This is a genomic window from Streptomyces syringium, assembly GCF_017876625.1.
Taxonomy (GTDB): domain Bacteria; phylum Actinomycetota; class Actinomycetes; order Streptomycetales; family Streptomycetaceae; genus Streptomyces; species Streptomyces syringius.
This window is the reverse complement of the sequence record NZ_JAGIOH010000001.1, coordinates 100,034-122,592: the sequence shown is the minus strand read 5'-3', so window position 1 is coordinate 122,592 and position 22,559 is coordinate 100,034. Positions and strand designations below refer to the sequence as shown.

Below are 22,559 nucleotides of genomic sequence, written 5' to 3'. Positions count from 1 at the left end.
CAGTCTTCCTTTCGACTGTTCGACTGTTCACGGAGTGACCACTGATGAACAAGCGCACCCATACCGTCCTCGCCGCCGTGCTGGCGGCCCCCCTCGCACTCGCCGCGGCCGGTTGTTCCGGCGGGAAGCAGGCGGGAGGCGACGGCAGGAACGGCAAGAACCCCGCCGCCAGCGAGGGTTCCGTGGTCGGCGGCACCCCGCAGAAGGGCGGCACGCTCACCGTGCTGTCCAACCAGGACTTCACACACCTCGACCCGGCCCGCAACTGGGTCATGAACGACATGGACTTCGGGACCCGGCTGCTCTACCGGACCCTGGTGACGTACAAGTCGGCCCCCGGGACACAGGGCAATCAACTGGTCCCCGATCTGGCCACCGACCTGGGCACCCCGTCCAACGGAGCCAGGACGTGGACGTTCCGCCTCAAGCGCGGGGTGACGTACGAGGACGGCTCGCCCGTCACCGCGCGGGACGTCAAATACAACGTGGAACGGTCCTTCTCCCCGGATCTTCCCGGCGGCGCCGACTACGCGGCCCGCTACCTCGCCGGCGCCGAGGGCTACCAGGGCCCCGCCCAGGGCAAACACCTCGACTCCATCAAGACCCCGGACGACCACACCATCGTCTTCGAGCTGAACAAGCCCTTCGCAGAGTTCCCCAACGCCACGGTGATGCCGACCTTCGCGCCCGTACCGCAGGGCCAGGACAAGGGCCCGCGCTACGACAACCGGCCCTTCTCCTCGGGGCCCTACAAGATCGAGTCCTACGACCGGGGCAAGAAGCTCGTCCTCGTCCGCAACGACAAGTGGGACCCGAAGACCGATGAGGTACGCAAGGCGTACCCGGACAAGCTGGTCGTCGTCATGGGGCTCAAGGCCAACCAGATCGACGACCGGCTCATAGCGAGCCAGGGCCCCGACGCCTCCGCCGTCTCCTGGGGTGCCCTGCGGCCGGAGAGCGCCGCCAAGGTGCTGCCCAGGGCCGATGTGCGAAAGCGGCTCCTGGCCGAATCCACCAACTGCACCGACATGGTCCAGATGCACACCGGCCGCGCCCCGTTCAACGACGTGAAAGTACGTCAGGCCGTGCAGTACGCCCTCGACCGGGACGCCGTCCTGACCTCCTCCGGCGGCCCCGCCTTCAACGACCTGTCGACCGCGTACATGCCGGCCGCGCTGTTCGGCGGCAAGCAGCCCGACACCCTGAAGATCCCCGCCACGGGCGACACGGCGAAGGCGAAACAGCTGCTGAAGGAGGCCGGGAAACCGGACGGCCTCTCCACCAAGATCACGGTCTCGTCGGGTGACAAGGGCCGGGCCGAGGCGATCCAGCAGTCCCTGGGCCGGGCCGGCATCAAGGTCACCATCGAGACGGTCGACCCGTCCGCGTTCTACGCCACCATCGGCGACACCAAGAACCGCACCGACATGGTGTACACCGGCTGGTGCCCCGACTACCCCTCCGGCTCCACCTTCCTGCCCTTCGTCTTCGACGCCCGCTTCATCAAGGAGAAGGGCAACTCCGGCAACCACTCGCTCTTCCGCGACGACGCGGCCATGAAGCAGATGGACCGGATCGCGGCCATGACGGACGCCACGGAGGCCGGCCGGGCCTGGCAGCGGCTGGACGGCGAGATCCTCGCCAAGGCCCCGACCGTACCGGTGCTGATCCGCCGGTGGCCGCTGGTCCTCGGCACCAACATCGCCGGCGCCTACGGGCACACGTCCTTCGGCGGCCAGATCGACTACGCCACGGTCGGCCTCAAGGACCCCGCCAAGAGCCAGGGCTGAGGACCGGTACCCCCATGACCACCACCGCACCCCCCGCAGCAGGCGCCCCCTCGGGCAGCGGCCCCTGGCGGCTCGCCCGCGCCGAACTGGGCCGTCGCGCCTCCGTACGGATCTCGCTCCTCGTCGTCGCGCTCTTCCTGCTCATGGCCGCGGGCGCCCCGCTGCTGAGCTCGCTCGCCGGCTGGACGCCCGAGGAGTTCGACAAGAGCGCCGTCGACCCCTACCTCGGCGGCCAGCCCCTCGGCCCGCTCGGCGGCATCTCCGCCGACCACTGGCTCGGCGTCGAACCCGTCACCGGCCGCGACCTCTTCGCCCGGGTCGTCCACGGCGCCCAGGTATCGCTCCTGATCGCCCTGACCGCCACGGCGATCGTCGTCGTCGCCGGAACGGCGGCCGGCATCGCGGCGGGCTACTTCGGCGGCCGCACCGACACCGTCCTCTCCCGCCTGATGGACCTCACCATGTCCTTCCCCTCCCTCATCTTCATGATCGCGATGATGTCGGTGGCGAAGGACGTCAACAGGATCGTGCTGATGACCGCCGTCATCGGGCTGTTCGGCTGGCCCGGCATCGCCCGCGTCGTCCGCGGCCAGACCCTCTCCCTCAAGCACCGCGAGTACGTCGACGCCGCCCGCGTCAGCGGCTCGGGGCCCTGGCGCATCCTCACCCGCGACATCCTCCCCGGCGTCCTCGGGCCCGTCATCGCGTACACCACCCTCATCATCCCCGGCATGATCGCCACCGAGGCGGCCCTGAGTTATCTGGGCGTCGGCGTCCGGCCGCCCACCCCCTCCTGGGGGCAGATGATCGCCGAGAGCGTCGCCTTCTACGACACCGACCCCATGTACTTCGTCATCCCGAGCACCTGTCTGTTCCTGACGGTGCTCGCCTTCACCCTGCTCGGCGACGCGCTGCGCGACGTCCTCGACCCCAGGAGCGGCCGCGCATGATCCTCTACATCGGCCGCCGGCTCCTCGGCGTCATCGGGGTGCTCATCGCCATCGCCGCCGTCACCTTCACCATCTTCTACGTGCTGCCCTCCGACCCCGCGGCAGCCGCCTGCGGCAAGTCGTGCAGCGCGGAACGGCTGACCGCGATCCGCGCCCACATGGGCCTCGACCAGCCGCTGTGGCGGCAGTTCGCGGACTTCGTCACCGGCATCTTCACCGGCCGGACCGTGGGCAGCGGCCAGTACGCCCTGCACTGCGACTTCCCCTGCCTCGGCTACTCGTACGAGAACTCCCAGGCCGTCTGGGACCTGCTCATGGACCGCCTGCCGGTCTCGGCGTCCCTCGCGCTGGGGGCAGCCGTGCTCTGGCTGCTGCTGGGACTCACGGCCGGGGTCACCGCGGCGCTGAACAAGGACTCCCTCACCGACCGCGCCCTGATGGTCGGCGCCGTCGCCGCCGCCTCCCTGCCGGTCTACTTCACCTCGATGATGCTCATCTACGGCCTCATCCGGGTGGCCGGACTGCTGCCGTACCCCAGTTACGTCCCCTTCGGCCACGACCCGCTGGACTGGGCGTCGAACCTGCTCCTGCCCTGGCTGGCGCTGGCCGTGCTGTACGCCGCGATGTACGCGCGCCAGAGCCGCAATTCGATGATCGAGACCATGGCGGAGCCCTACATCCGCACCGCCCGCGCCAAGGGTCTGCCGCGCCGCACCGTCGTCGTCAAACACGGCCTGCGGGCGGGCATGACCCCGATCCTCACCCTCTTCGGCATGGACCTCGGCGGACTGCTCGCCGGTGCGGTCATCACCGAGTCCATCTTCGGGCTCCCGGGCATCGGACGGCTCTTCTACGGGGCGCTGTCCACCGGCGACCAGCCCGTCATCCTCGGCGTCACCCTGCTGGCCGCCGCCTTCATCGTCGTCGCCAATCTGGCCGTCGACCTGCTCTACGCCGTCGTCGACCCGCGAGTGAGGTACTGATGACCGCCGAACAGCCGCCCCTGCTCCAGGTGCGGGACCTCACCGTCACCTTCCCCACGAAGCACGGACCCGCTCGGGTCGTGGACTCCCTGGCCCTGACGGTGCACCGCGGCCGGACCCTCGGCATCGTCGGCGAATCCGGCTCCGGAAAGTCCGTCACCTCCATGGCGGTCATGGGCCTGCACACCGACGCCGAGGTCACCGGCTCCATCGCCCTCGACGGCCGGGACCTCGTGGGCCTCCCCGAACGCGAACTGCGCCGACTGCGCGGCCGCCGGATGGCGATGATCTTCCAGGACCCGCTCTCCAGCCTCCACCCCTACTACACCGTCGGCGAGCAGATCGCCGAACACCACCGCGTCCACTTCGGCTCCCGTCGTGCGGTGGCCCGCAGACGGGCCGTCGAGATGCTCGGCGAGGTCGGCATCCCGGAGCCCGCGCGCCGGGCGGGGGAGTATCCGCACCAGTTCTCCGGCGGCATGCGCCAGCGCGTCATGATCGCCATGGCGCTCGCCTGCGAACCCGAGCTGCTCATCGCCGACGAGCCGACCACCGCTCTCGACGTCACCGTCCAGGCCCAGATCCTGGAGCTGATCGCCCGTCTGCAGCAGGAGCGCGGACTCGCCGTCGTCATGATCACGCACGATCTGGGCGTCGTCGCCCGCGTCGCCCAGGACGTGCTGGTGATGTACGGCGGCCGGGCGGCCGAACAGGCCCCGGTGGACGACCTGTTCGCCGAACCGGCCCACCCCTACACCCGGGGCCTGCTCGACTCCCTGCCCCGCCTCGACGACGGCGACGACCAGCTGCTGCGGGCCATTCCGGGCAGCCCGCCCTCCCTGCTCACACCCACCCCCGGGTGTGCCTTCGCGCCACGCTGCCCGCGCGCGGCGGCCGCGCCGCCGGCCGACCGTGCCCGCTGCACGGCGACCAGGCCCGAGCTCACCCCCTCCCACGGCCACCTGGTCGCCTGCCACCTGTCCCTGCACACCACTGCCCACCCGTGCGGAGGCACCCGATGACCGCGCCGGCCGAACCCCTGCTCTCCGTCCGCGACGTGACCATGACCTTCCCGGGCAAGCGGGGCCGATCGGCCCCGGTACGGGCCGTCGACGGCGTCTCCTTCGACGTGGCGGCGGGCGAGACCCTGGGGCTGGTCGGCGAGTCCGGCTGCGGAAAGTCCACCACCGGCCGCATGATCGTGAGGCTCCTGGAACCGACCACCGGGTCGATCACCTACGACGGCCGCGACATCAGCCGACTCCGGCAGCGCGAACTCAAACCGCTCCGCCGGGACCTGCAGATGGTCTTCCAGGACCCGCACTCCTCCCTCAACCCCCGCCAGACCGTGGCCCGGATCATCGCCGACCCGCTGCTGGTACAGGGGCATTCGGCGACCGAGGCACGCGAACGGGCGGCGGAGCTGATGGCACTCGTGGGCCTCATCCCCGAGCACATCGACCGCTACCCGCACGAGTTCTCCGGCGGGCAGGCGCAGCGCATCGGCATCGCCCGCTCCCTCGCCACCGGCCCCCGCCTGATCGTCGCCGACGAGCCGGTCTCGGCCCTCGACGTCTCCGTACAGGCCCAGATCGTCAATCTGATGGAACGGCTCCAGCGGGAGCTCGGGCTCGCCTACCTCTTCATCGCCCACGACCTGTCGGTGGTCAAGCGGGTCTGCGACCGGGTGGCCGTGATGTACCTGGGGCGGATCGTCGAAGTCGGCGACAAGGAACGGGTGTACGCGGCCCCGGCCCATCCCTACACGCGGGCCCTGCTCTCCGCCGTTCCGCTGCCCGACCCGGCCGCCGAACGCCGACGGGAGCGGATCACGCTGCTCGGCGACCCGCCGAGCCCGGCCGCACCCCCGCCCGGCTGCACCTTTCATCCGCGCTGCCCCAAGGCGCGGGAGATCTGCCGGAGCGAGGCCCCGCTCTTGCGGGTCGCGGTACCGGGGGAGGCGCGGGAGGTGGCCTGCCACTTCCCCGAGGAACCCTGAGATCGTCATGAGGCTTCGGGGGGTCACGAACGGGTGACGTGCGGCATGTCGCCCCCTCACGGGCCTCTTGGGCCCGACGTGGTGGGGTGTCCGGCGCCCTGACCCGTGCGGGGCCGGAGCGGTCCGCTTGTCCGAGGCAGGCGAGCGGACCGCTCCGGCGTACGGTCGATCACCGCGACGGCGCCCGGGCCCGGGATTCCGCCGCTCACTAGGATTGCACCATGATCCAGGACGGTGAATCGATGCGCGGCGGGCTGTCGACGGTGCGCCGTGAGGGCGAGACCGTTCTCAGGCCCTGGCGTGTGTGGACCCCCGCGGTGCGGGAACTGCTGCGCTATCTGGAGCAGGTGGGATTCACCGGCGCGCCGCGCGCCCTGGGTGACGGTCCGGTGGACGGCCACGAGGCGGTGTCGCTGCTGCGCGGCGAGGTGGGGCTGTACCCGTGGCCCCGGGCGCTCCTCGCGGACGAGGGCATCACCGCGCTCGGGCGGTGGCTGCGCGACTACCACGAGGCCGTACGCGACTTCCGGCCGTCGTCGCAGGCCGTCTGGTGCGATCCGGACGCCCGCTGGCGTCCCGGGCTGATCATGCGCCACGGCGACCTCACGAGCTGGAACACGGTGTGGGCGGACGATCGCCTGGTGGGCGTCATCGACTGGGACCTGGCCATCCCCGGCGAGGCACTGGACGACGTCGCACAACTGGCCTGGTACTGCGTGCCCCTACGGTTTCCCGACCGTCAGCGCAGCGTCGGCTACGGCGAGTCCGGCGCGCCGTTGGCGCGACGGCTGCGGCTGCTGTGCGACGCCTACGGCACGGACCCGGCCGACGTGCTGGACGCGCTGGCGCGGTTGCAGCGCGCGGAGACCGAGCGGATAGCGCGTCTGGGCCCGCTCGGCGCGGACCCCTGGGCGGCGTTCCTGCGGCAGGACTTCGTCCCGGACATCGAGGAGGAACGCGCGTGGGCGCTGGCCCGGCGCGAGGACATCCTCGGCAGCGCCTGAGACGCCCCGGGCGAGATGCTGATGGCTGTGGGAACGGCCTGAGTGCTTGTGCCCGTTACGTCGTGCCCGAGGCCGCGTAGGATTCGAAGATCGGAACTCGGGCCCTTTCGAGGCCGGCCTGGCCTCGTTCTGGAGGCGACATGAGCAGCGCCCTTCTCGTGATGGACGTCCAACGGGCCATCGTGGACCTCGTCGGCGGCGACTCCGGATATCTGTCACGCGTGCGCAGGGCGATCGACGGGGCCCGGGCGGCGGACATACCCGTGATCTACGTGGTCATCGCGCTGCGTCCCGGCTTCCCGGAAGTCGGCACGCGCAACAGGGCTCTCACTGCCATCGCACAGGCCGGCCTCTTCGTCGAGGGCGCACCAGGCACCGAGATCCACCCCGAGGTCGCGCCCCGGCCGGGTGACGTGGTGGTCACCAAGAGACGGGCGAGCGCGTTCTCGGGCAGCGATCTCGACGTCGTGTTGCGGGCACGGGGCATCGACAGCCTCGTACTCACCGGGATCGCCACCAGCGCCGTGGTGCTGTCCACCCTGTGCCAGGCGAACGACCAGGACTTCGGCCTCACCGTCCTCTCCGACGCCTGTCTGGACACGGACCCGGAGCTGCACCGGGTCCTCCTCGATCGGCTGTTCCCGCAGTGGGCGGATGTGGTCACCGTCGAGGACTGGGTCAAGGCGATCGCCCCTCGATAGCGGCAGCCCACGCACCCGTTGCCCGTGCCACCGGCGTCACCCGTCCTCGTCGGTCATGACCTGGTGACGCGGACCGTCTCGCCGTGGCGATGGGAGCTCAGGACATCGATGCGGACGCCGGCGGCGGAGTCGGTGAACGAACGGCCCGCCCGGTAGGGGGCGTCGTCCAGCGGCCGGCAGCCGCTCGCCGGGGTGGCGTCGGGCTCGGCGTCCACGACCCGGATCGGTCCCTTGCCGGTCGGCACGGACGAGTCCACCTTGTAGACCAGGGCGCCGGTCGCGCAGGCCCGGGCGTCCGCCCGTACCGCCCGCCGTGACTCGACGACGTAGGCGGTCGTCGGGCCGGTGCGTATCACGGCCATCTTCGTGCCGCCGCCGTACTCGACCGCGGTCAGACGGACCGTGTCGCGGCCCCGCGACGCCCGGCACACGACCTGGCTGTCGTGCGTCCAGCCGAGCTTCCACGACTGCCACGCGAAGTACTGCGAGCCTGCCCCGCCGATCAGACCCATCACGTCCCAGCCGCCGGTGAAGCGGTGGGTGTCGCCGCCCGCGTCGAAGGCGTAGAGATCGGGGAGGCCGAAGGCGTGCGCACTCTCGTGGCCCACCAGCCGGTGGTCCCAGTGCCACATGTCCTGACCGAAGGTCACCGCCCATGCCGGGCGTCGGCCGTCGGCGACCACGCCCGCCGTGCCCGGCTCGTGGATATAGGTCGGAGTGAAGGAGATGGCCGACGCGTTGCGGGTGGGGACCACGTACACCATGTCGTAGCGGGAGAAGTCCACGTACGGGTCGGCCGCGGTCACGGCGTCCTTGAGACAGGCCTCGTGCGTCTCGTGGCTGAGCCCGCGGGCGAAGCCGTAGTCCGTGGAGCGCTGCGGCATGCGCGCCCATCGCCGGTGCTCGGCGATGGACAGTCGTGCCCTGCCGTAGGAGGCCTGCCTCACCCAGTCCGCGCCGGGGGTGATCCGGGCGCTGTCGGAGGCCGGGGACTCGGTGGCGGGCGCGTCGGGGAAGTCCACGAAGATCATGGCGATCCTGATGACACCGGTGGGGCGTTTGAAGACGGAGTAGTCGGTGTCATGGCCCGCGTCCGTCCAGCCGGTGGCGCCGGGCAGGGCGCACGCGAGCGGCCTGTCCCGTACCCCCGCACTGTTTCCCGCCCAGGCGGGCGGCGTGCAAAGGAGCAGCACGACGGTGAACACCGTCGACAGCAGGGCCGGCACCACCGGCCTCGAAGGAAGCATTCTTCTCATGGCTGCGCACACCCTCCGTCGTGGGGCCCGTGATCGTTCGCACGGCCCTGTGATCCTTCGCATAAGAGTGCTGCGGCCTGGGGCTGTCCGGAAGCTCACGCCGCTCCATAACATCCGCGCCATGGAGCTTGAGCTACGGCACTTGCGGGTGGTGTGCGCGATCGAGGACGCCGGCAGCCTGACCCGTGCCGCGTCGGCACTGCGGATGTCCCAGCCGGCGCTCAGCGCCCAGCTGCGGCGCATCGAGACCATGCTCGGCGGGGCCCTCTTCGACCGTCTGCACACCGGCGTGGTGGCCACGGGTTTCGGTGAACTGGTGCTCGCGCGGGCCCGGTCCATCCTGCCGGGTGTCGACGGCCTGCTGGCCGACACGGCCCGCGCCACCCGCCGCCGGGCCGCGCCGGACCGGGTCCGCGTCGGCTCGGTGGGCGCCCCGCTGCTCGGTCATCTGGTCCTGGCGGTCCGCGAGACGCTGCCCGGGGCGGAAGTGACCGCACGGTGCCGGAACTCCCCGGTGCCGCTCCTCGACGACCTCGCCGCGGAACGTCTGGAAGCCGCGGTCCTCGGCGACAACCCCGGCCGGGAGCTGACGTGCGACCGCGCCGTCGAGCTGCGCCCGCTGGTCACCGAACCGGTCTTCGCCCTGCTGCCGTCCTCCCACCCGCTGGCCGCGCGGGAGGAGGTGGGCCTGAACCGTCTCATCGAGGAGGACTGGGCCGTACCCCGGTCCGACGGCGACCGGACCCGGGAGTACTGGTCCGCCGCCTTCGCACTGACGGGACGCCAACCCCGTGCGCCCTACGAGGCGGAGGGGCGGCAACTGGTGGAACTCGTCCGGTCGGGCCTGGCCGTGAGCCTCTGCCAGGCCACCTTCGCCGAGGCCCCGGGCACCGCGGTCCGCCCGCTGTCCGGCAATCCGCTCTGGTACCGGCACGTGCTGGCCTGGCATCGCGAGGGGCCGCTCGCCCCGCACGGCGACGAGATCGTCCGCAGGGTGGGGGAGGGGTACCTGTCCACCTGCACGGCCAGTCCGGCGTATGCGCGGTGGCGCGCACACCACCCGATGTCGGCCCGGTTGACCGACTGACAGGACTTGCGGAGTTCAGTCATCCGCTTGGTGTTTTACCGAACTCAAGTCCCCTGAGGGCTTGTCAGTAACATTTCACATTACTACGTTACACATCACATGGCGCCGCAGTGGTCCCCCACGTACCGCCTGTTCGGAGGCGGCTGAAGCACCGCTGCGCCGTCATCGGCCCGCACGCCGTCCCTTCGCGTGCGGCTCACTCCACACCTCCCACACAGGAGTCATCGGTGTACCAGTCCACAACCCTGCGCAGATCCCTGCTCACCGCCGCGATAGCGGCGACGCTCTGCGCCACCGCCGTCCAAACCGGCTACGCGGACTCCTCCTCGCCCGCGTCCTCGCCCGCTTCCTCATCCGCGGCGGCTCCCGCGGCGACCGCGCGCCCGGACACGCCCACCCCGAACCCCTTCGACGAGGTCACCCGACTGGCCGAGGCCCCCCGGCCCGCCATCCAGTCACCGACCGCGCCGGGCGGCCTCACCGACGGGCGCGTGCCGGGCCTGCGCGCCGACAAGCCGAAGACCGGCAAGGGCAAGGCCGATCAGGGCAAGGGGAAGCCCGCGTCCCCCGCCCCCACCGCCACCGTCGGGAGGACCGCGGTCCCCTGCACGCTCGACGGCATCACCAGGCTCGGTCCCGAGCAGTTCGCCGACTTCCTCGCCGACCGGGCCGTCACCGCCGACGGCTGTCTGCGCGACATCCTGTGGACCTGGGACCAGCGGCTGGTCCCCGTCATGTCGAAGGCGCACGTGCAGGCCGTCTCCCGCCGGATCGAGAGCCTGGCCGCCGCGCACGACGGGAAGAACGGCACTCACCTGCTGGAGATGTTCACCTACCTCCACGCGGTCGCCTACCACGACTTCTCGCGCGACGAGATCGACGTCACCGACGCACCGACCGTGGACGCCATGCGCCGCGCGGTGTACTCCTTCGGCTCGGCCGCCCGTACCTTCGACGTCACCCGCACCAACGCCGAGTCCCTGCGCGAGGCCCTCTACGCGGCGAGCGCGCCCGGCCTGCGCCAGCACCAGCTCCCCCTGATGAAGCGCGTCCTGGCCACCATGGACGCGGCCCACCCCGCGACCTCACGGGACACCTCCTGGGCAGGTGCCGCCCTCGCCGCCCTCTCCCTCAACTACCTGGGCGTCTACCCGGGCAACCACGACAGCGCCTTCCACGCCGCGGTGACGGCCGACCCCTCCTACCGGGCGGCCCTCAAGGCCTTCGCCGACCACACCCACCTCAAGGGCACGGCCAACGCCTGGGTGGCCCGCGACGGCGTCAGCGAATACGGCAGGCTCGGCCAGGTCGGCGCACTCAAGAGCGAGATCACCTCCGCCCTCGGCGGGCTGCTGAGCACCACCGTGCGCAACTTCGGCGAAGGCAGCGAGCCGTGGGGCAAGGTCGTCACCTGGCTCAACGAGTTCGAGGCGTGCAAGCAGTACGGGGTGTGCAAGACGGACATCGAGCGCCGCATCTTCCCGCACACCTACACCTACGACAACGGCGCCATCAAGGTCCGCACCGCACTCGCCCGGACCACCGTCGACCGGCTGTACTACGCGAGCAAGCAGGTCAAGGCACAGTTCCACCGCGTCCTGGGCACCGAACAGCCGCTGGCGGGCGACACCAACACCAGCCTGAACATCGTGCTGTACGCCTCGCGCTCCGACTACGAGATCTACCACCCGCTGCTGACGGGCATGAGCACCAACAACGGCGGCATCTACATCGAGAAGGGCGCCACCTTCTACACCTACGAGCGCCGGGTCCCGCAGGACTCGACCCTCACGCTGGAGGAGCTGTTCCGCCACGAGTACACGCACTACCTCAACGGCCGCTGGGCGGTGCCGGGCTTCTTCGGCGAGGGCCCGTGGTACCAGGGCGACCGCACCACCGCGATGGACGAGGGCACGGCGGAGTTCTTCGACGGCGCCACCCGCGACGACGGCATCAAGGTCCGCAAGTCGCTGGTGCAGAGCATCATCAACGACACGGCCGGCGGCAAGCCGCGCATGAGCGTCGACCAGCTGCTGCACGCGGAGTACGACCGGGACGGCTTCCGCTTCTACTCCTACGCCGGAACGTTCTTCGAGTTCCTCTGGTCCGAACGACCGTCGCTGCTCAAGGAGATGTACGGCTACACGCGGGCCAACGACCCGGCCGGCTTTGACGCCTGGCGCAACCGTCTCGGCAGGGACGCCAACCTGCAGCGCGCGTACGACACGTTCCTGAACCAGCAGATCGCCAAGGTCAAGGACCTGTACGTGCCGAACACCACGTACACGCCCGTCGGCGGGCTGGACGCCGGCCACCCCGCCACGGTCCGCGCGTCCTTCGCCGCCACGACCGGCACCAGGCCCGACTGCCGCAGCAACGACGACCCGCAGCGCCCCCGCTTCGTCTGCACGGGCCGCATCACCGCCAACCTCAGCAGCCCGGGCAACGCCGATCTGGTCTTCAAGGACATGTCCGAAACAGTCGACTACTTCATTCTCGACCGGACGAAGAAGGGCACCAACAACTTCGCCGACATGAACTGCTCCTTCGGCAAGATCGACCTCTGGGCCGACCGTCCCGCGGGCTCGGCGGACTTCACCTGCGAAGGCCCCCTCCGCGGCTGACGGAACCACCCCGTGATCCGGGCGTGTGCCCCGGCCGGAAAACGCGTCCCAACGGGCCCGACCAGCTCGCGACGGACGTGAAGACAGTGAAGGGCCCGACGGAACGCCGGGCCCTTCACGGGCGGGGAGCGGGGGCGGGAGGAACCGTCAGCGGCCCGCGTCACCGATGACGGCCGTGGCGAGCACGGACCCCGTGTTGATCATGCTGCGGGTGACGTCGTCGATCTGCCTCCGTGCGGCGACCGGCAGGCAGCCGTCCTCCCATGCCTTGACCGCGCGGTCGCCCAGGGTCCGCTCGGCCTCCATCCGGGAGCATCCGTGCCGCTCGGCGTGGTGCACGACCTCGTCCGCCGTGGGCAGGACGGGCGGGTCGGCCAGCCATGCCCGCTCCATGTGGTGGGCGAGCGGGCCGAAGGGCCGCGCCGGGGCGACGTACGACCGCAGGAGCGTCACTATGGGGCTCCCGGACGGACACCGGGACCGCCACTGGTCGACGAGAGCGTCCGCCATGCCCACCAGGTCCGTGAGCCAGGCCAGGTACTGCGTCGTCCACGGGCCCCACGGCTCCGGCCGTACGGGCATCGCCGGACGCGGGTGCTTCTGCAGCTCACCGCGGCGGAGGAGGAATTCCCCGCCGAGATCCTGTTCGTTCCCGGTCGGGACCCATTCCCGCTGGCGCAGAGCGGCCTCGATGGCCTCGACGGTGTCAGTCACCCCGCCACCGTACGGCCCCGGCCGCGCCGGGCGCTCTCCGGCCCGCGGCTGCCCCGGCCCGCCCCGGGGGAGGTGGCGAGCGAGGTCCGGAGGGGGAGTGCGGCAGAATCCCAGTATGCGAATTGTGATCTTGTGCGGTGGAGAGAGCCCGGAGCGAGATGTCTCCCTGGCCTCGGGCTGGTCGGTCGCCCGGGCCCTGCTCGAGCGGGGACACGAGGCGGTGCTGGTCGACCCGGCCGCCGCGGAGCCGGTCCTGGCCGGGCCGCTGCGCCCCGGTGATGTGGTCGACGCGGTCGCGGTCGGCAAGGAGCCGCCGTCCCCGGCGGAGCGGCACCTGTTGCGGGGGCGCATGCACGCCGCCCTGACCGGCGGCCCGGTCCTGGAACTGCTGCGTGACGCTGAGCTGGTGTTCCTGGCGCTGCACGGCGGCTGGGGCGAGGACGGGCATGTGCAGGGGCTGCTGGAGATGGCCGGTGTGCGGTTCACCGGTGCGGACAGCGCGGTCTGTGCGGCGGCGTGGCACAAGGGCCGGGCCCAGGCGGTGCTGGGTGCGGCAGGGGTGCCGGTGGCCGAGCGGGTGCTGTGGCGGCCCGGGGTGAGTGACGTGCCCCAGGAGGTGCGGCGGCTGGTGGCGGCCGGCCCGGTGGTGGCCAAGCCGGTCGCGGACGGTTCGAGTGTGTCGGTCCACCGGGTCGACTCGCTGTCACAGCTGGCACAGGTCGCGGCCGAGGTGCACTCCGGTGATGCCGAGCTGCTGGTGGAGCCCTTCCTCCCGGGCCGGGAATTCACCGTGGCCGTGGTCGGCGGCCAGGTGCTCCCCGTGGTCGAGATCGAGCTGACGACGCCGATGTTCGACTACACGGCCAAGTACCAGCCCGGGGCCGTCAGTGAAGTGTGCCCGGCGCGGGTCCCCGCCGACTTCGCCTCCCGCCTGCAGGAGCTGGCCCTGCGCGCGCACGAGGCGCTGGGGTTCGGCGATGACGCGTACTCGCGCACCGACTTCCGCTGCGACGCCGACGGCGAACCGATGTGCCTGGAAGTGAACACGCTCCCGGGCCTGACGGCGACGAGCCTGCTGCCGCTGGCGGCGTCCGGGGCCGAGTGGACCTACCCCGACCTGATCCAGCGCATCGTGGACCTCGCGACGTGACGCGCCCACCGAGATCGCGTGCTGCCCGGGAGTGACCGCCCGGCGCTCGCTGCGGGGCCGGGCCCGAGGCCGGAGCCCGGTCCCGCCCGGCCGTAACTGGGCAGACCCGAAGGCATGTTTTAGGGTGCGCTTCATGACTGACGCCGTCACCACCAGCCTGTTCGACGAGCTGCGCAAGGATTCCGTACGAGACGTCGCGGGGCTGCGTTCGCTGTACGAGATGCCGGGCGCCGCCGCCGTCCGCAAGGAGATGGGACACCTCACCGACAAGACACGCGAGTTGGTGGGCCTCTCCTCCCTTGTCTTCGTCGCCACCGCCGACGCGGACGGCCGCTGCGACTCGACCCCGCGCGGCGGGCCGGCCGGCTTTGTGACCGTGCTCGACGAGCGGACCCTCGTCATCCCCGACGCCACCGGCAACAAGCGCCTCGACAGCATGCTGAACGTGCTGGAGAACGGCCACGTCGGCCTGCTCTTCGTCATTCCCGGCCGTACGTCCACGCTCCGGGTGAACGGCCGGGCGTGTGTCTCCGCCCGGCCCGAGCTTCTCGACCAACTCACCGCGGTGGGCAAGCGGCCGGTCAGCGCGCTGGTGGTGGAGATCGACGAGGTGTACCCGCACTGTCCCAAGGCCCTGTTGCGCGGCTCGGCCTGGAAGCCCGACGAGTGGCTCGCCCCCGATGCGCAGCCGTCCTCCGCGGAAGTGACGCTCGCCCAGTTGCGCATGCCGGGCATCACCGTCGAGGACGTCCGGCGCGCCGAGGAGGAGTCCCTCAAGTACCGCTACGCCTAGGAACTGTCCGGCGGACGCGTCCGTACCGGGGCGCACCCGGCCCGGTCATGCCGTCCGGCCGTCCGGCATCAGTTCGAGATCGCTGAAGGTGTCCGCGACCCGCGACCGTCCGCCCGCGTCCTCGTTCGTGCTCCGTGTGCCGCCGCCGTCCAGCGTGCGCAGCCGGGAGACCGCCTCCTTCAGGTGGTAGGCCCCGCCTCCGAGCACGACCCACTTGCCGACGTCCGGATGCATGGCCAGGGCGGCGTCCCGGTTCTCGGCGTCGGACGTGGGACGGTCCACCCAGATGTCGCAGTTGCCGGTCACCCCGACCGGCAGGCCGCCGGCCGACCACGCGACCGTCACCGTCACCGTGTGCCGGCCCGGTCGTTCGAGCGGGAACCCGTCGGAGCTCCAGAACACGCGGTAGCTGCCTTCCAGGGTGCCGCCCGGCTCCAGCGGGGCCAGCTTCGCTTCCTCACAGGTGATGACGAAGGGGCGGACCGGCCTCTCCTCGCCGCTCTCGTCGAGGCTCGACATGGTGGTGTACAGCGCCTCCATCCGGAGGTCGTTGGGGACCAGCAGGTCGGCGTCGGAGGTGTTGGTCAGCTTCCACGAGACGGTGACGGGTGCGCCCAGGGGCGCGCGATCGGTCTCGGCACTGACCTCGAACTTCAGCTCGCTCGCGTAGAAGAGGTTGCGGTCGGACGCCTGCGGGGCACCGGCGGGGAACCAGCCGCCGAACGGCCAGCCGCCGGGGCGCACCACCGGATCCGGCATGTGCGCCAGATGGTTGCGCACCGTGGTGTTGAAGCCGAGGCTGATCTGGTCGGGGAACACCCCGGGCGCACCGGTCGTGGGGCCGCCCAGGACATCGGCCACGCTCGGCGTCGTGGTCATGATCGAGTTGTCCGCGGCGGTCTCGGTCTCCTGGTGGATCTGGTTGAAGGCGTGGGTCACCTCGTGCGTCGCCGACCGGAGGTAGGCACGCAGTACGTCCCGTTGCCGCTGGTCGGCCGCGGTGCCGAAGTTCGGGGAGCTGCTGCTCGGGTAGCCGTCGTCGCTGAAGCTGGCCGACCCCTCGCGCGGGGCCCCGATCTGGTCGTACATCACTCCGCGGGAGCAGCCCATGGTCGCCGGGACGACCACCAGGTGGGTGCGCCACTCGGTGTCCAGGTTGGTGCCGGCCTTGCGTACGCTCGCCATGAGGGCGTGCAGGTCGGCCGTCGACCAGCAGGCGTTGGGGTCGACGCCCGCGGGTGCCGGGATGTCGGTCTGCCCTTCGGCGCGGTCGATGGTCAGCTGCCAGCGGGCCGTCGCATAGACGGTGTCGAAGAACTCCGTTCCGGTGCCGGACGGGCTCGGGACCGGCTCGGGCGGGACGGCCCCGTTGAGCGTGTCGATCTCCAGGACGGCGCGGCGCAGGAAGCTCGACACCCAGGTGAGGGTCACCGAGCCCCGGTCGATGCCGCCTTCGAGGATGCGGCCCTCGAACCTCGGTCCGGAGAAGAGCGGGGAGGGGGAGGTGCCCGGCACCTGGTTCAGCACGCATCTCAGCGACCGGCTGGGCGCGTCCGGGAACGACCCCTGGAACGAACCGGCCGACGGCTGCGTGTAGGCGAACTCGTCCACGTCGAGGGTGACCTGACACGGTTGTCCCGGCAGGGAGGCGCTCGGTACCACCAGGCGCGTGCCCTTGAGATAGGAGCGGTACTGGTCCCGGGGGAAGATCGGGATACGCCGTCGCGGGAAGGGGAGCGGCCCGTCCGCCCGGCTGGCCGCGGCGGCGACGGACTCGCCGGGGGCGCCCGGGACCACCGGCGTGTCCTCGTCGAGCACGGCACCGGACAGGGACGACGACCCCGGGGCGTCCCCGACCGGTTGCGCCACGGGTGGCGGCTGCCGGTACAGGTCGCCGCTGATGATGACGCCGTCCGGCCCGGCGGCCGGTGCCTCCCGGTCGACCCGCAACGTTCCGACGATGCTCTGGAAGGAGCCCAGGGTCGGGCGGATCGTGATCTGGTAGCAGCCGTCGCGGAAGTCCGGTCGGCACGGCCTCAGCGGAGAGGACGGCTGCGGGGCGGGCGCGTCGGCGTTCGCTGCGGAGGTGCCCGGTGCCGCCGGTGACTCGTCCTCGACCGTGAGCGGGACGGCGACCGGGACCCCGGGAGGAACCACGTCCGCGCTGTTGGGCGACAGGTGTTCGTCGACGTCGGAAGTCTGTCGTGCGCGGTCACACATGAAGTCCTCCTGGGGTCGATACGGGCCGATACGCAGGGGGGACACGGTCCGTGCCCTGTCCCTGTCCGCACCGGTCCCCGCCCCCCTCGGCCCCGGACGCACGGGCCGGACACGGCAGAGACTTCTCCCAACTCAGCCTGCGCCCCGAGAGGAAGCGCGGCAACATGGCGAGCGGCGGTCGGCCCCGGCCAGGCGAAGCCGCCTATAATTGACCGCACTATGACGGATCCGGGCGCTTCAGAACCGCGGCTCGTCTCGGGCCGCTGGCGTCGCGTCTCCGACTCCGAGTGCGCTCGGAGATACCCGGCCGCACTCACCATCGGTCCGGGGACCCGGTACCTCGCCACCCGCGACCCCGACCAGGGGCTGCCGGTGTGGGACGTGGGCACGGCCCAGATGCCGGACGAGTCGACGCTGGTGATGAGCACCTCCAGCGACGAACTCGTCAGCTATCCGGTCGAGGTCGTCGGCGGCCGGTTCACCGTCACCACCCCGGACGGGTGCGTCGTCACCTTCGAGCGGCAGGACTGACCCACGGGGCTCTTCCCCCGGACGCCGGTGCGGGGGAACGGCCGTCCCCGCTCAGCGCTCTTCGTCATGGCTGTGGCCCGGGTGGCGCAGGCGCGTCCAGATGTCCCTGGCGTGACGGCCGGCCTCGGTCCGGCTGTCGGCGACCAGCAGCCGGGCCTGCTCCGGTGTTTCCACCATCGGCCCCGAGCCGCGCAGCGGCTTGCCCGCCGTCTCATGGAGGAAGAACGCCGAAACGAGTCCGATCGCGCCCGCGGCCATCAGGTAATACGCGGGGATCATGGCGTTGTCGGTCGTTTCGAGGAGCGCGGACACCACCAGGGGAGTGGTGCCGCCGAAGAGCGAGACGGAGATGTTGTACGAGACGGACAGCGCCCCGTAGCGCATCCGGGTCGGGAAGAGCGCCGGCAGCGTCGCGGCCGCGGTGCCCGCGAAACACACCAGCAGCAGCCCGAGGACCAGGCAGCCGAACGCCGGAAGCAGGGCCCCGTCGGCGCGGACCAGGAGCATCGAGGGGACGGCGAGAGCGATCAGGGCGGCGCTGCCCGCCATGAACATCGGCCTGCGCCCCCAGACGTCGGAGGAGCGTCCCACGACGGTGATGGTCAGAGCCACCAGCACCATGGTGCCGAGGATCAGCAGATGGGCGGTCGTGGCGTTCTTGCCGAGGGTTTCGGTCATGTACGTCGGCAGGTAGGAGGTGACCATGTAGCTGGTGACGTTGTAGACGACCACCAGCCCCATGCAGATCAGCACGGCCTCCCAGTGCCGGGTGAAGATTTCCTTCAGCCGTCCGTGGCCGGACTGGCGTGCCTGCTCGACCTCTTCCTCATGGGAGCCCACGGCGCCCGATGTCCGCGCCCGGGCCGCCTCGGTCTCCGCGCGGAAGGCGGGCGTCTCCTCGAGCCGCATCCGCATGTACAGACCGATCAGGCCGAGGGGCCCGGCGATCAGGAAGGGCAGACGCCAGCCCCAGTCGGTCATGCCGTCGGTACCGAGGACCGCGGTGAGTACCGTCACCAGCCCCGACCCGAGCGCGTAGCCGACGAACGTCCCGAAGTCGAGCCAACTGCCCAGGAACCCACGGCGGGTGTCGGGTGCGTACTCGGCGATGTAGGTGGTGGCTCCGGCGTACTCACCGCCGGTGGAGAAGCCCTGCACCAGACGGCAGACGAGCAGCAGCACGGGCGCGACGAATCCGGCCGTCGCGTAGCCCGGCAGGAAACCGACGGCGAACGTGCTCACCGCCATCATGATCATCGTGGCGGCGAGCACCCGCTGGCGTCCGATGCGGTCACCCAGCGGACCGAAGACAAGGCCTCCGAGAGGCCGGACGAGGAAGGCGGCCGCGAAGGTGGCGAAGGCGGCGATGACCTGCGCGCCGGAGGAGCTGGAAGGGAAGAAGACCTTGCCCAGGGTGACCGCCATATAGGCGTACACGCCGAAGTCGAACCACTCCATCATGTTGCCCAGCGCTGCGGCCAGCACCGCGCGGCGGACCTCGGGGCGGTCGGTGACCGTGACGTCCTCGATGCTCAGCTGTTTCTTGCGGCGCCGCAGCAGGGTGCGGAGCATGCGGTCGGTGGCCACCGCGCCACCGCGCGAGGGGGCGGTGCGCCCGGCCTTCGGGGTCTTCTTGCGATCGGCGCTCACGGTCACCTGCCGGTGGGTCGGGGATCCAGGCGCTGGGGCTCCTGGGGCGTTCATGTACGCATGGGCCGTATCTTGCGGTTTATGCATTGAACCGTGTCCGGGCCCCGACGGGCCCATGACCCGCCCGTCGCGCCGGACCCGTGTGAGTGGGAGCACCGGCGCCGGTCCCGGAGGTCGCTCCCGGGATGCGTCCGGGCCCCGGCGGACGGACGCTGGAACCATGCCAGGACATGTGCGGATCGTCGTCCACCCGCCGTCTCCGTCGGGTGGCCGGCAGGTGACGGTCGGCCGGGAGGTCCTGGGCACGGCGTACGGGGTGATCGACCTCTACGAGTTCATGCGCCGGGCCGGGGTCCCGAAGGACGACGTGCGACTCGAGGACGCGGCGCTGATCGACTGGCAGGGCGGGGGCCCCGGCGTCTGGTCGTGACGCGAGGGAAGGGCCGGCCCGGAGGCGGAGCCGCACCTCCCGCCGCGGGCTCTTGCCGGCAGCCGGTTCAGGACGTGTTGTAGCGCAGCAGGTAGGCGGCGAAGCGGGCGAGGTCGGTCTCGTCCCAGTCGGCGAGGCGCTCCCGGAAGGCCGCGCGGCGATGGCCGCCGACCTGCGTCAGGGCGGCGGTGCCGCGGGCGGTCAGATGCAGCATCTGCGCCCGCTGGTCGTGCGGGTCGGGGCGGCGTTCCACGAGGCCGAGACGTTCGAGATCGGCGACCTGTCGGCTGACGGTGGACTTGTTGAGCAGGAACTGGTCCGCGAGGTCGGTGGCCCGGCAGCCGCGCTGGTCCTCCAGGTGGGCGAGGAGGGCGAAGGAGACCAGTGACAGCTCGGGGTGCATCCGGGCGGCGGCGGCCCGGGAGCGCCGGGCGAAAGCCGTCAGCTCGCGCTGGATGGTCTCGACGGAATCGTCGCGGTCGGACACGGTGGCCTCTCTTCCCTATCTAGATGTACAGTACAACCGGATTAAGTAGTTGTAGATGCCAACCATTCCCTTCGGGGGAGTCGAGGAACCACCATGAAATCCGCGACGGGCGGCGCGCTGCGCCATGTCCTCACCCATCTGCTCACCCCGCTGCTCATGTGTGTCGGCATGGGCTTGGCCTACCTCGGCGCGTTCGCCGATCCCGCACCGCACGACCTGCCGGTCGCCGTGGTGGGATCCGGCGCCGGCGCCCAGGACCTCGCGCGGACCCTCGCCGGCAAGGCGGGTGACGCCCTCGTCGTCCACACCGTCGACGACCGGGCGCAGGCGGAGGACCAGCTGCGCCACCAGGAGATCTTCGGCGCGTTCGTCCCCGACGGGAAGAGCCCCGAGCTGCTGGTCGCCTCGGCCGGATCGGACACCACCGCCACCGTCGTGCAGAAGGTGTTCACGCCCGTGGCCGCCCGCCAGGGCGCCCCGCTGAAGGTCACCGACATCGCGCCGCCCGCCAAGGACGACCCGACCGGGCAGGGCATCTTCTTCCTGCTGGTCGCCGTCAGCATCGGCTCGTACGCGTCCGTCGCGGTGATCGGCGGCGCCGGTGCGGTCCTGCCCATGCGGATACGGGCGCTGCTGGCCGTGGCGACCTCCGTGGTGGTCAGCGTGATCGGCGTGCTCCTGGCCGGGCCCGTCTTCCACCTCGTCGACCACGGGCTGGGCGGACTGTGGGGGATGGCCTGGCTCTACTCCGCCGGTGTCCTGTTGATCGGCACCGGGCTGCACACCTTCCTCAAGCGGTGGACGACGCTGACGATGATGGTGCTGTTCGTGATGCTCAACTTCACCAGCTCCGGGGGCATTTTCCGCCCCGAGCTGCAGAACGGCTTCTTCGCCTCCCTGCACGGGTTCTGGAACGGTGCCGCCTTCGTCGAGGGCACCCGCGGCCTCGCCTACTTCAACGACGCCGGCTTGAGCCGGCACGTAGGGACACTGGCCCTGTGGCTGCTCGCCGGCCTGGCGGTGACCGGCCTCGCGTGGGCAACCGAAGCCCGGCGGCGGACCCCGGCCACGACCACGGTCGCCGCCGACACCGAGGAAGAGATGGAAGAAGCCGTCGGCGTCTGACCCACCGCCCGCCCGTGGATCCGCTCGTGGCGAACCCTATTGGTGCCCGCTGTGTGCGGTGCTTGAGTGCGGGCATGGAGATCCTTGTTCTGGGTGGTACGGCATGGGTGGGCCGCGAGTTGTCGCGGCAGGCGGTCGAGCGTGGTCACCGGGTGACGTGCCTCGCGCGCGGCGAAAGCGGAGAAGTGGCGGACGGAGCGGTGCTGGTGCCCGCCGACCGGCGCGACCCTTCCGCGTACGAGCCGCTGCTCGACCGCATGTGGGATGCCGTTGTCGAGGTGTCATGGCAGCCCGGCTTCGTTCGTGGAGCCCTCGACGCGTTGGGCGACAGGGCACGGCACTGGGCCTACATCTCCTCCGTCAGCGCCTATGCCTCCCATGCCGAACCGGACGCGGACGAGTCGGCGGCGCTCCTGCCCCCGACCGATCGGAGCGAGGTCGGCCGCGAGTTGTACGGCGAGGCGAAGGCCGCCTGCGAGCAGGCGTCGACGGAGGCCGTCGGCGACCGGCTCCTCGTCGCACGGGCCGGCCTCATCGGCGGCCCCGGCGATCACAGCGGCCGCTCCGGCTACTGGGTGGCTCGGGCCGCACGGGATCCGCGGGGTCCCATGCTGGTGCCGGACGCCCCCGCCATGCCGACCCAGGTGGTCGACGTCCGGGACCTCGCCGCCTGGCTGCTCGACGCCGCGGAGGCGGGGACCGTCGGCACGTACAACGCCGTCGGCCCCATCGTTCCCTTCGAGGAGTGGATCGCGCTGTCCCGCACCATCGGCGGGCACACCGGCCCGGTGGCCACCGTCGACGCGGCATGGCTGCTCGCGCACGGCGTGGCCGAGTTCGCGGGCCCCGAGTCGCTGCCGATGTGGGCGGTCGAGCCGGGCTGGGAAGGCTGGTCGGCCCGCAACGGTTCCGCGGCGCGTGCCACAGGGCTGCGGCATCGCCCCCGGTCGGACGTGCTGGCCGACACGCTGCTCTGGGAACGCGGGCAGGGCCTCGGCCGCGAAAGGCGTGCGGGCCTCAGTGCCCGGCGCGAGCGCGAACTGCTCGACGCTCTCGACTGAACCC

Annotated in this window: 20 protein-coding genes; 15 read left to right on the top strand and 5 right to left on the bottom strand. The window is 71.2% G+C overall.

Translation table 11 applies throughout. The features are described 5' to 3' along the window. The first annotated feature begins 44 nt into the window (after window positions 1–44). From JO379_RS00590 to JO379_RS00560, 7 genes are all read left to right on the top strand, one after another. Window positions 45–1,790, top strand: a complete 1,746-nt coding sequence (locus JO379_RS00590; RefSeq protein ID WP_209513255.1) for an ABC transporter substrate-binding protein — start codon at window positions 45–47, stop codon at window positions 1,788–1,790. A gap of 14 nt (window positions 1,791–1,804) precedes the next feature. Beyond that, window positions 1,805–2,740 carry an ABC transporter permease gene (locus tag JO379_RS00585; RefSeq protein WP_209513254.1) on the top strand — a complete coding sequence of 312 codons (936 nt, stop codon included), beginning with the start codon at window positions 1,805–1,807 and terminating at the stop codon, window positions 2,738–2,740. After that, complete coding sequence (locus JO379_RS00580) at window positions 2,737–3,723, top strand: ABC transporter permease (protein WP_209513253.1); 987 nt, start codon at window positions 2,737–2,739, stop codon at window positions 3,721–3,723. Before JO379_RS00585 ends, JO379_RS00580 begins: the two co-directional genes overlap by 4 nt. Next, entirely contained in the window at window positions 3,723–4,745 is a 1,023-nt protein-coding gene (locus JO379_RS00575) for an ABC transporter ATP-binding protein (RefSeq protein WP_209513252.1), read from the top strand. Before JO379_RS00580 ends, JO379_RS00575 begins: the two co-directional genes overlap by 1 nt. Continuing rightward, window positions 4,742–5,722, top strand: a complete 981-nt coding sequence (locus tag JO379_RS00570) for an ABC transporter ATP-binding protein (RefSeq protein WP_209513251.1) — start codon at window positions 4,742–4,744, stop codon at window positions 5,720–5,722. The genes JO379_RS00575 and JO379_RS00570 overlap by 4 nt, the downstream gene beginning before the upstream one ends. Window positions 5,723–5,943: 221 nt before the next feature. Continuing rightward, complete coding sequence (locus JO379_RS00565; RefSeq protein WP_209513250.1) at window positions 5,944–6,726, top strand: phosphotransferase; 783 nt, start codon at window positions 5,944–5,946, stop codon at window positions 6,724–6,726. A gap of 140 nt (window positions 6,727–6,866) precedes the next feature. Continuing rightward, window positions 6,867–7,427, top strand: a complete 561-nt coding sequence (locus JO379_RS00560) for a cysteine hydrolase family protein (protein WP_209513249.1) — start codon at window positions 6,867–6,869, stop codon at window positions 7,425–7,427. Between the two features lie 53 nt (window positions 7,428–7,480). Here JO379_RS00560 and JO379_RS00555 read toward each other — a convergent pair whose 3' ends face one another. Then, entirely contained in the window at window positions 7,481–8,674 is a 1,194-nt protein-coding gene (locus JO379_RS00555; protein WP_245381320.1) for a metallopeptidase domain-containing protein, read from the bottom strand. A gap of 130 nt (window positions 8,675–8,804) precedes the next feature. On the opposite strand from JO379_RS00555, the gene JO379_RS00550 reads away from it, so the two are divergent. Then, window positions 8,805–9,770, top strand: a complete 966-nt coding sequence (locus tag JO379_RS00550; RefSeq protein WP_209513247.1) for a LysR family transcriptional regulator — start codon at window positions 8,805–8,807, stop codon at window positions 9,768–9,770. Between the two features lie 227 nt (window positions 9,771–9,997). Further along, window positions 9,998–12,394 (top strand): collagenase, encoded by a 2,397-nt coding sequence (locus JO379_RS00545; protein ID WP_209513246.1) that lies wholly within the window; start codon window positions 9,998–10,000, stop codon window positions 12,392–12,394. 147 nt (window positions 12,395–12,541) lie between these two features. Here the strand turns inward: JO379_RS00545 and JO379_RS00540 are convergent, their stop codons facing one another. Beyond that, window positions 12,542–13,108 carry a hypothetical protein gene (locus JO379_RS00540; RefSeq protein ID WP_209513245.1) on the bottom strand — a complete coding sequence of 189 codons (567 nt, stop codon included), beginning with the start codon at window positions 13,106–13,108 and terminating at the stop codon, window positions 12,542–12,544. 115 nt (window positions 13,109–13,223) lie between these two features. Here JO379_RS00540 and JO379_RS00535 point away from each other — a divergent pair, with 115 nt between their 5' ends. Together JO379_RS00535 and JO379_RS00530 are read left to right on the top strand one after the other, a co-directional pair. Further along, the gene (locus tag JO379_RS00535; RefSeq protein WP_209513244.1) at window positions 13,224–14,258 is read left to right on the top strand and encodes a D-alanine--D-alanine ligase family protein; all 1,035 of its coding nucleotides are present in this window, start codon (window positions 13,224–13,226) and stop codon (window positions 14,256–14,258) included. 133 nt (window positions 14,259–14,391) lie between these two features. Further along, window positions 14,392–15,051 carry an MSMEG_1061 family FMN-dependent PPOX-type flavoprotein gene (locus JO379_RS00530; protein WP_209513243.1) on the top strand — a complete coding sequence of 220 codons (660 nt, stop codon included), beginning with the start codon at window positions 14,392–14,394 and terminating at the stop codon, window positions 15,049–15,051. A gap of 45 nt (window positions 15,052–15,096) precedes the next feature. On the opposite strand, the gene JO379_RS00525 is transcribed toward JO379_RS00530, so the two are convergent. After that, window positions 15,097–17,271 (bottom strand): hypothetical protein, encoded by a 2,175-nt coding sequence (locus JO379_RS00525; protein ID WP_209513242.1) that lies wholly within the window; start codon window positions 17,269–17,271, stop codon window positions 15,097–15,099. A gap of 219 nt (window positions 17,272–17,490) precedes the next feature. Here JO379_RS00525 and JO379_RS00520 point away from each other — a divergent pair, with 219 nt between their 5' ends. After that, window positions 17,491–17,802 (top strand): hypothetical protein, encoded by a 312-nt coding sequence (locus JO379_RS00520; RefSeq protein WP_209513241.1) that lies wholly within the window; start codon window positions 17,491–17,493, stop codon window positions 17,800–17,802. Between the two features lie 51 nt (window positions 17,803–17,853). Here JO379_RS00520 and proP read toward each other — a convergent pair whose 3' ends face one another. Next, entirely contained in the window at window positions 17,854–19,374 is a 1,521-nt protein-coding gene (proP, locus tag JO379_RS00515; RefSeq protein ID WP_209518392.1) for a glycine betaine/L-proline transporter ProP, read from the bottom strand. 298 nt (window positions 19,375–19,672) lie between these two features. On the opposite strand from proP, the gene JO379_RS00510 reads away from it, so the two are divergent. Further along, window positions 19,673–19,882 carry a hypothetical protein gene (locus JO379_RS00510; RefSeq protein ID WP_209513240.1) on the top strand — a complete coding sequence of 70 codons (210 nt, stop codon included), beginning with the start codon at window positions 19,673–19,675 and terminating at the stop codon, window positions 19,880–19,882. 67 nt (window positions 19,883–19,949) lie between these two features. On the opposite strand, the gene JO379_RS00505 is transcribed toward JO379_RS00510, so the two are convergent. Continuing rightward, window positions 19,950–20,369: a MarR family winged helix-turn-helix transcriptional regulator gene (locus JO379_RS00505; RefSeq protein WP_307841832.1), complete on the bottom strand. Its 420-nt coding sequence runs from the start codon at window positions 20,367–20,369 to the stop codon at window positions 19,950–19,952. Window positions 20,370–20,462: 93 nt separating this feature from the next. Here JO379_RS00505 and JO379_RS00500 point away from each other — a divergent pair, with 93 nt between their 5' ends. Together JO379_RS00500 and JO379_RS00495 are read left to right on the top strand one after the other, a co-directional pair. Next, entirely contained in the window at window positions 20,463–21,494 is a 1,032-nt protein-coding gene (locus JO379_RS00500) for a YhgE/Pip domain-containing protein (RefSeq protein ID WP_209513239.1), read from the top strand. 74 nt (window positions 21,495–21,568) lie between these two features. Beyond that, window positions 21,569–22,555 (top strand): NAD-dependent epimerase/dehydratase family protein, encoded by a 987-nt coding sequence (locus JO379_RS00495; protein ID WP_209513238.1) that lies wholly within the window; start codon window positions 21,569–21,571, stop codon window positions 22,553–22,555. The last annotated feature ends 4 nt before the right edge of the window (window positions 22,556–22,559 follow it).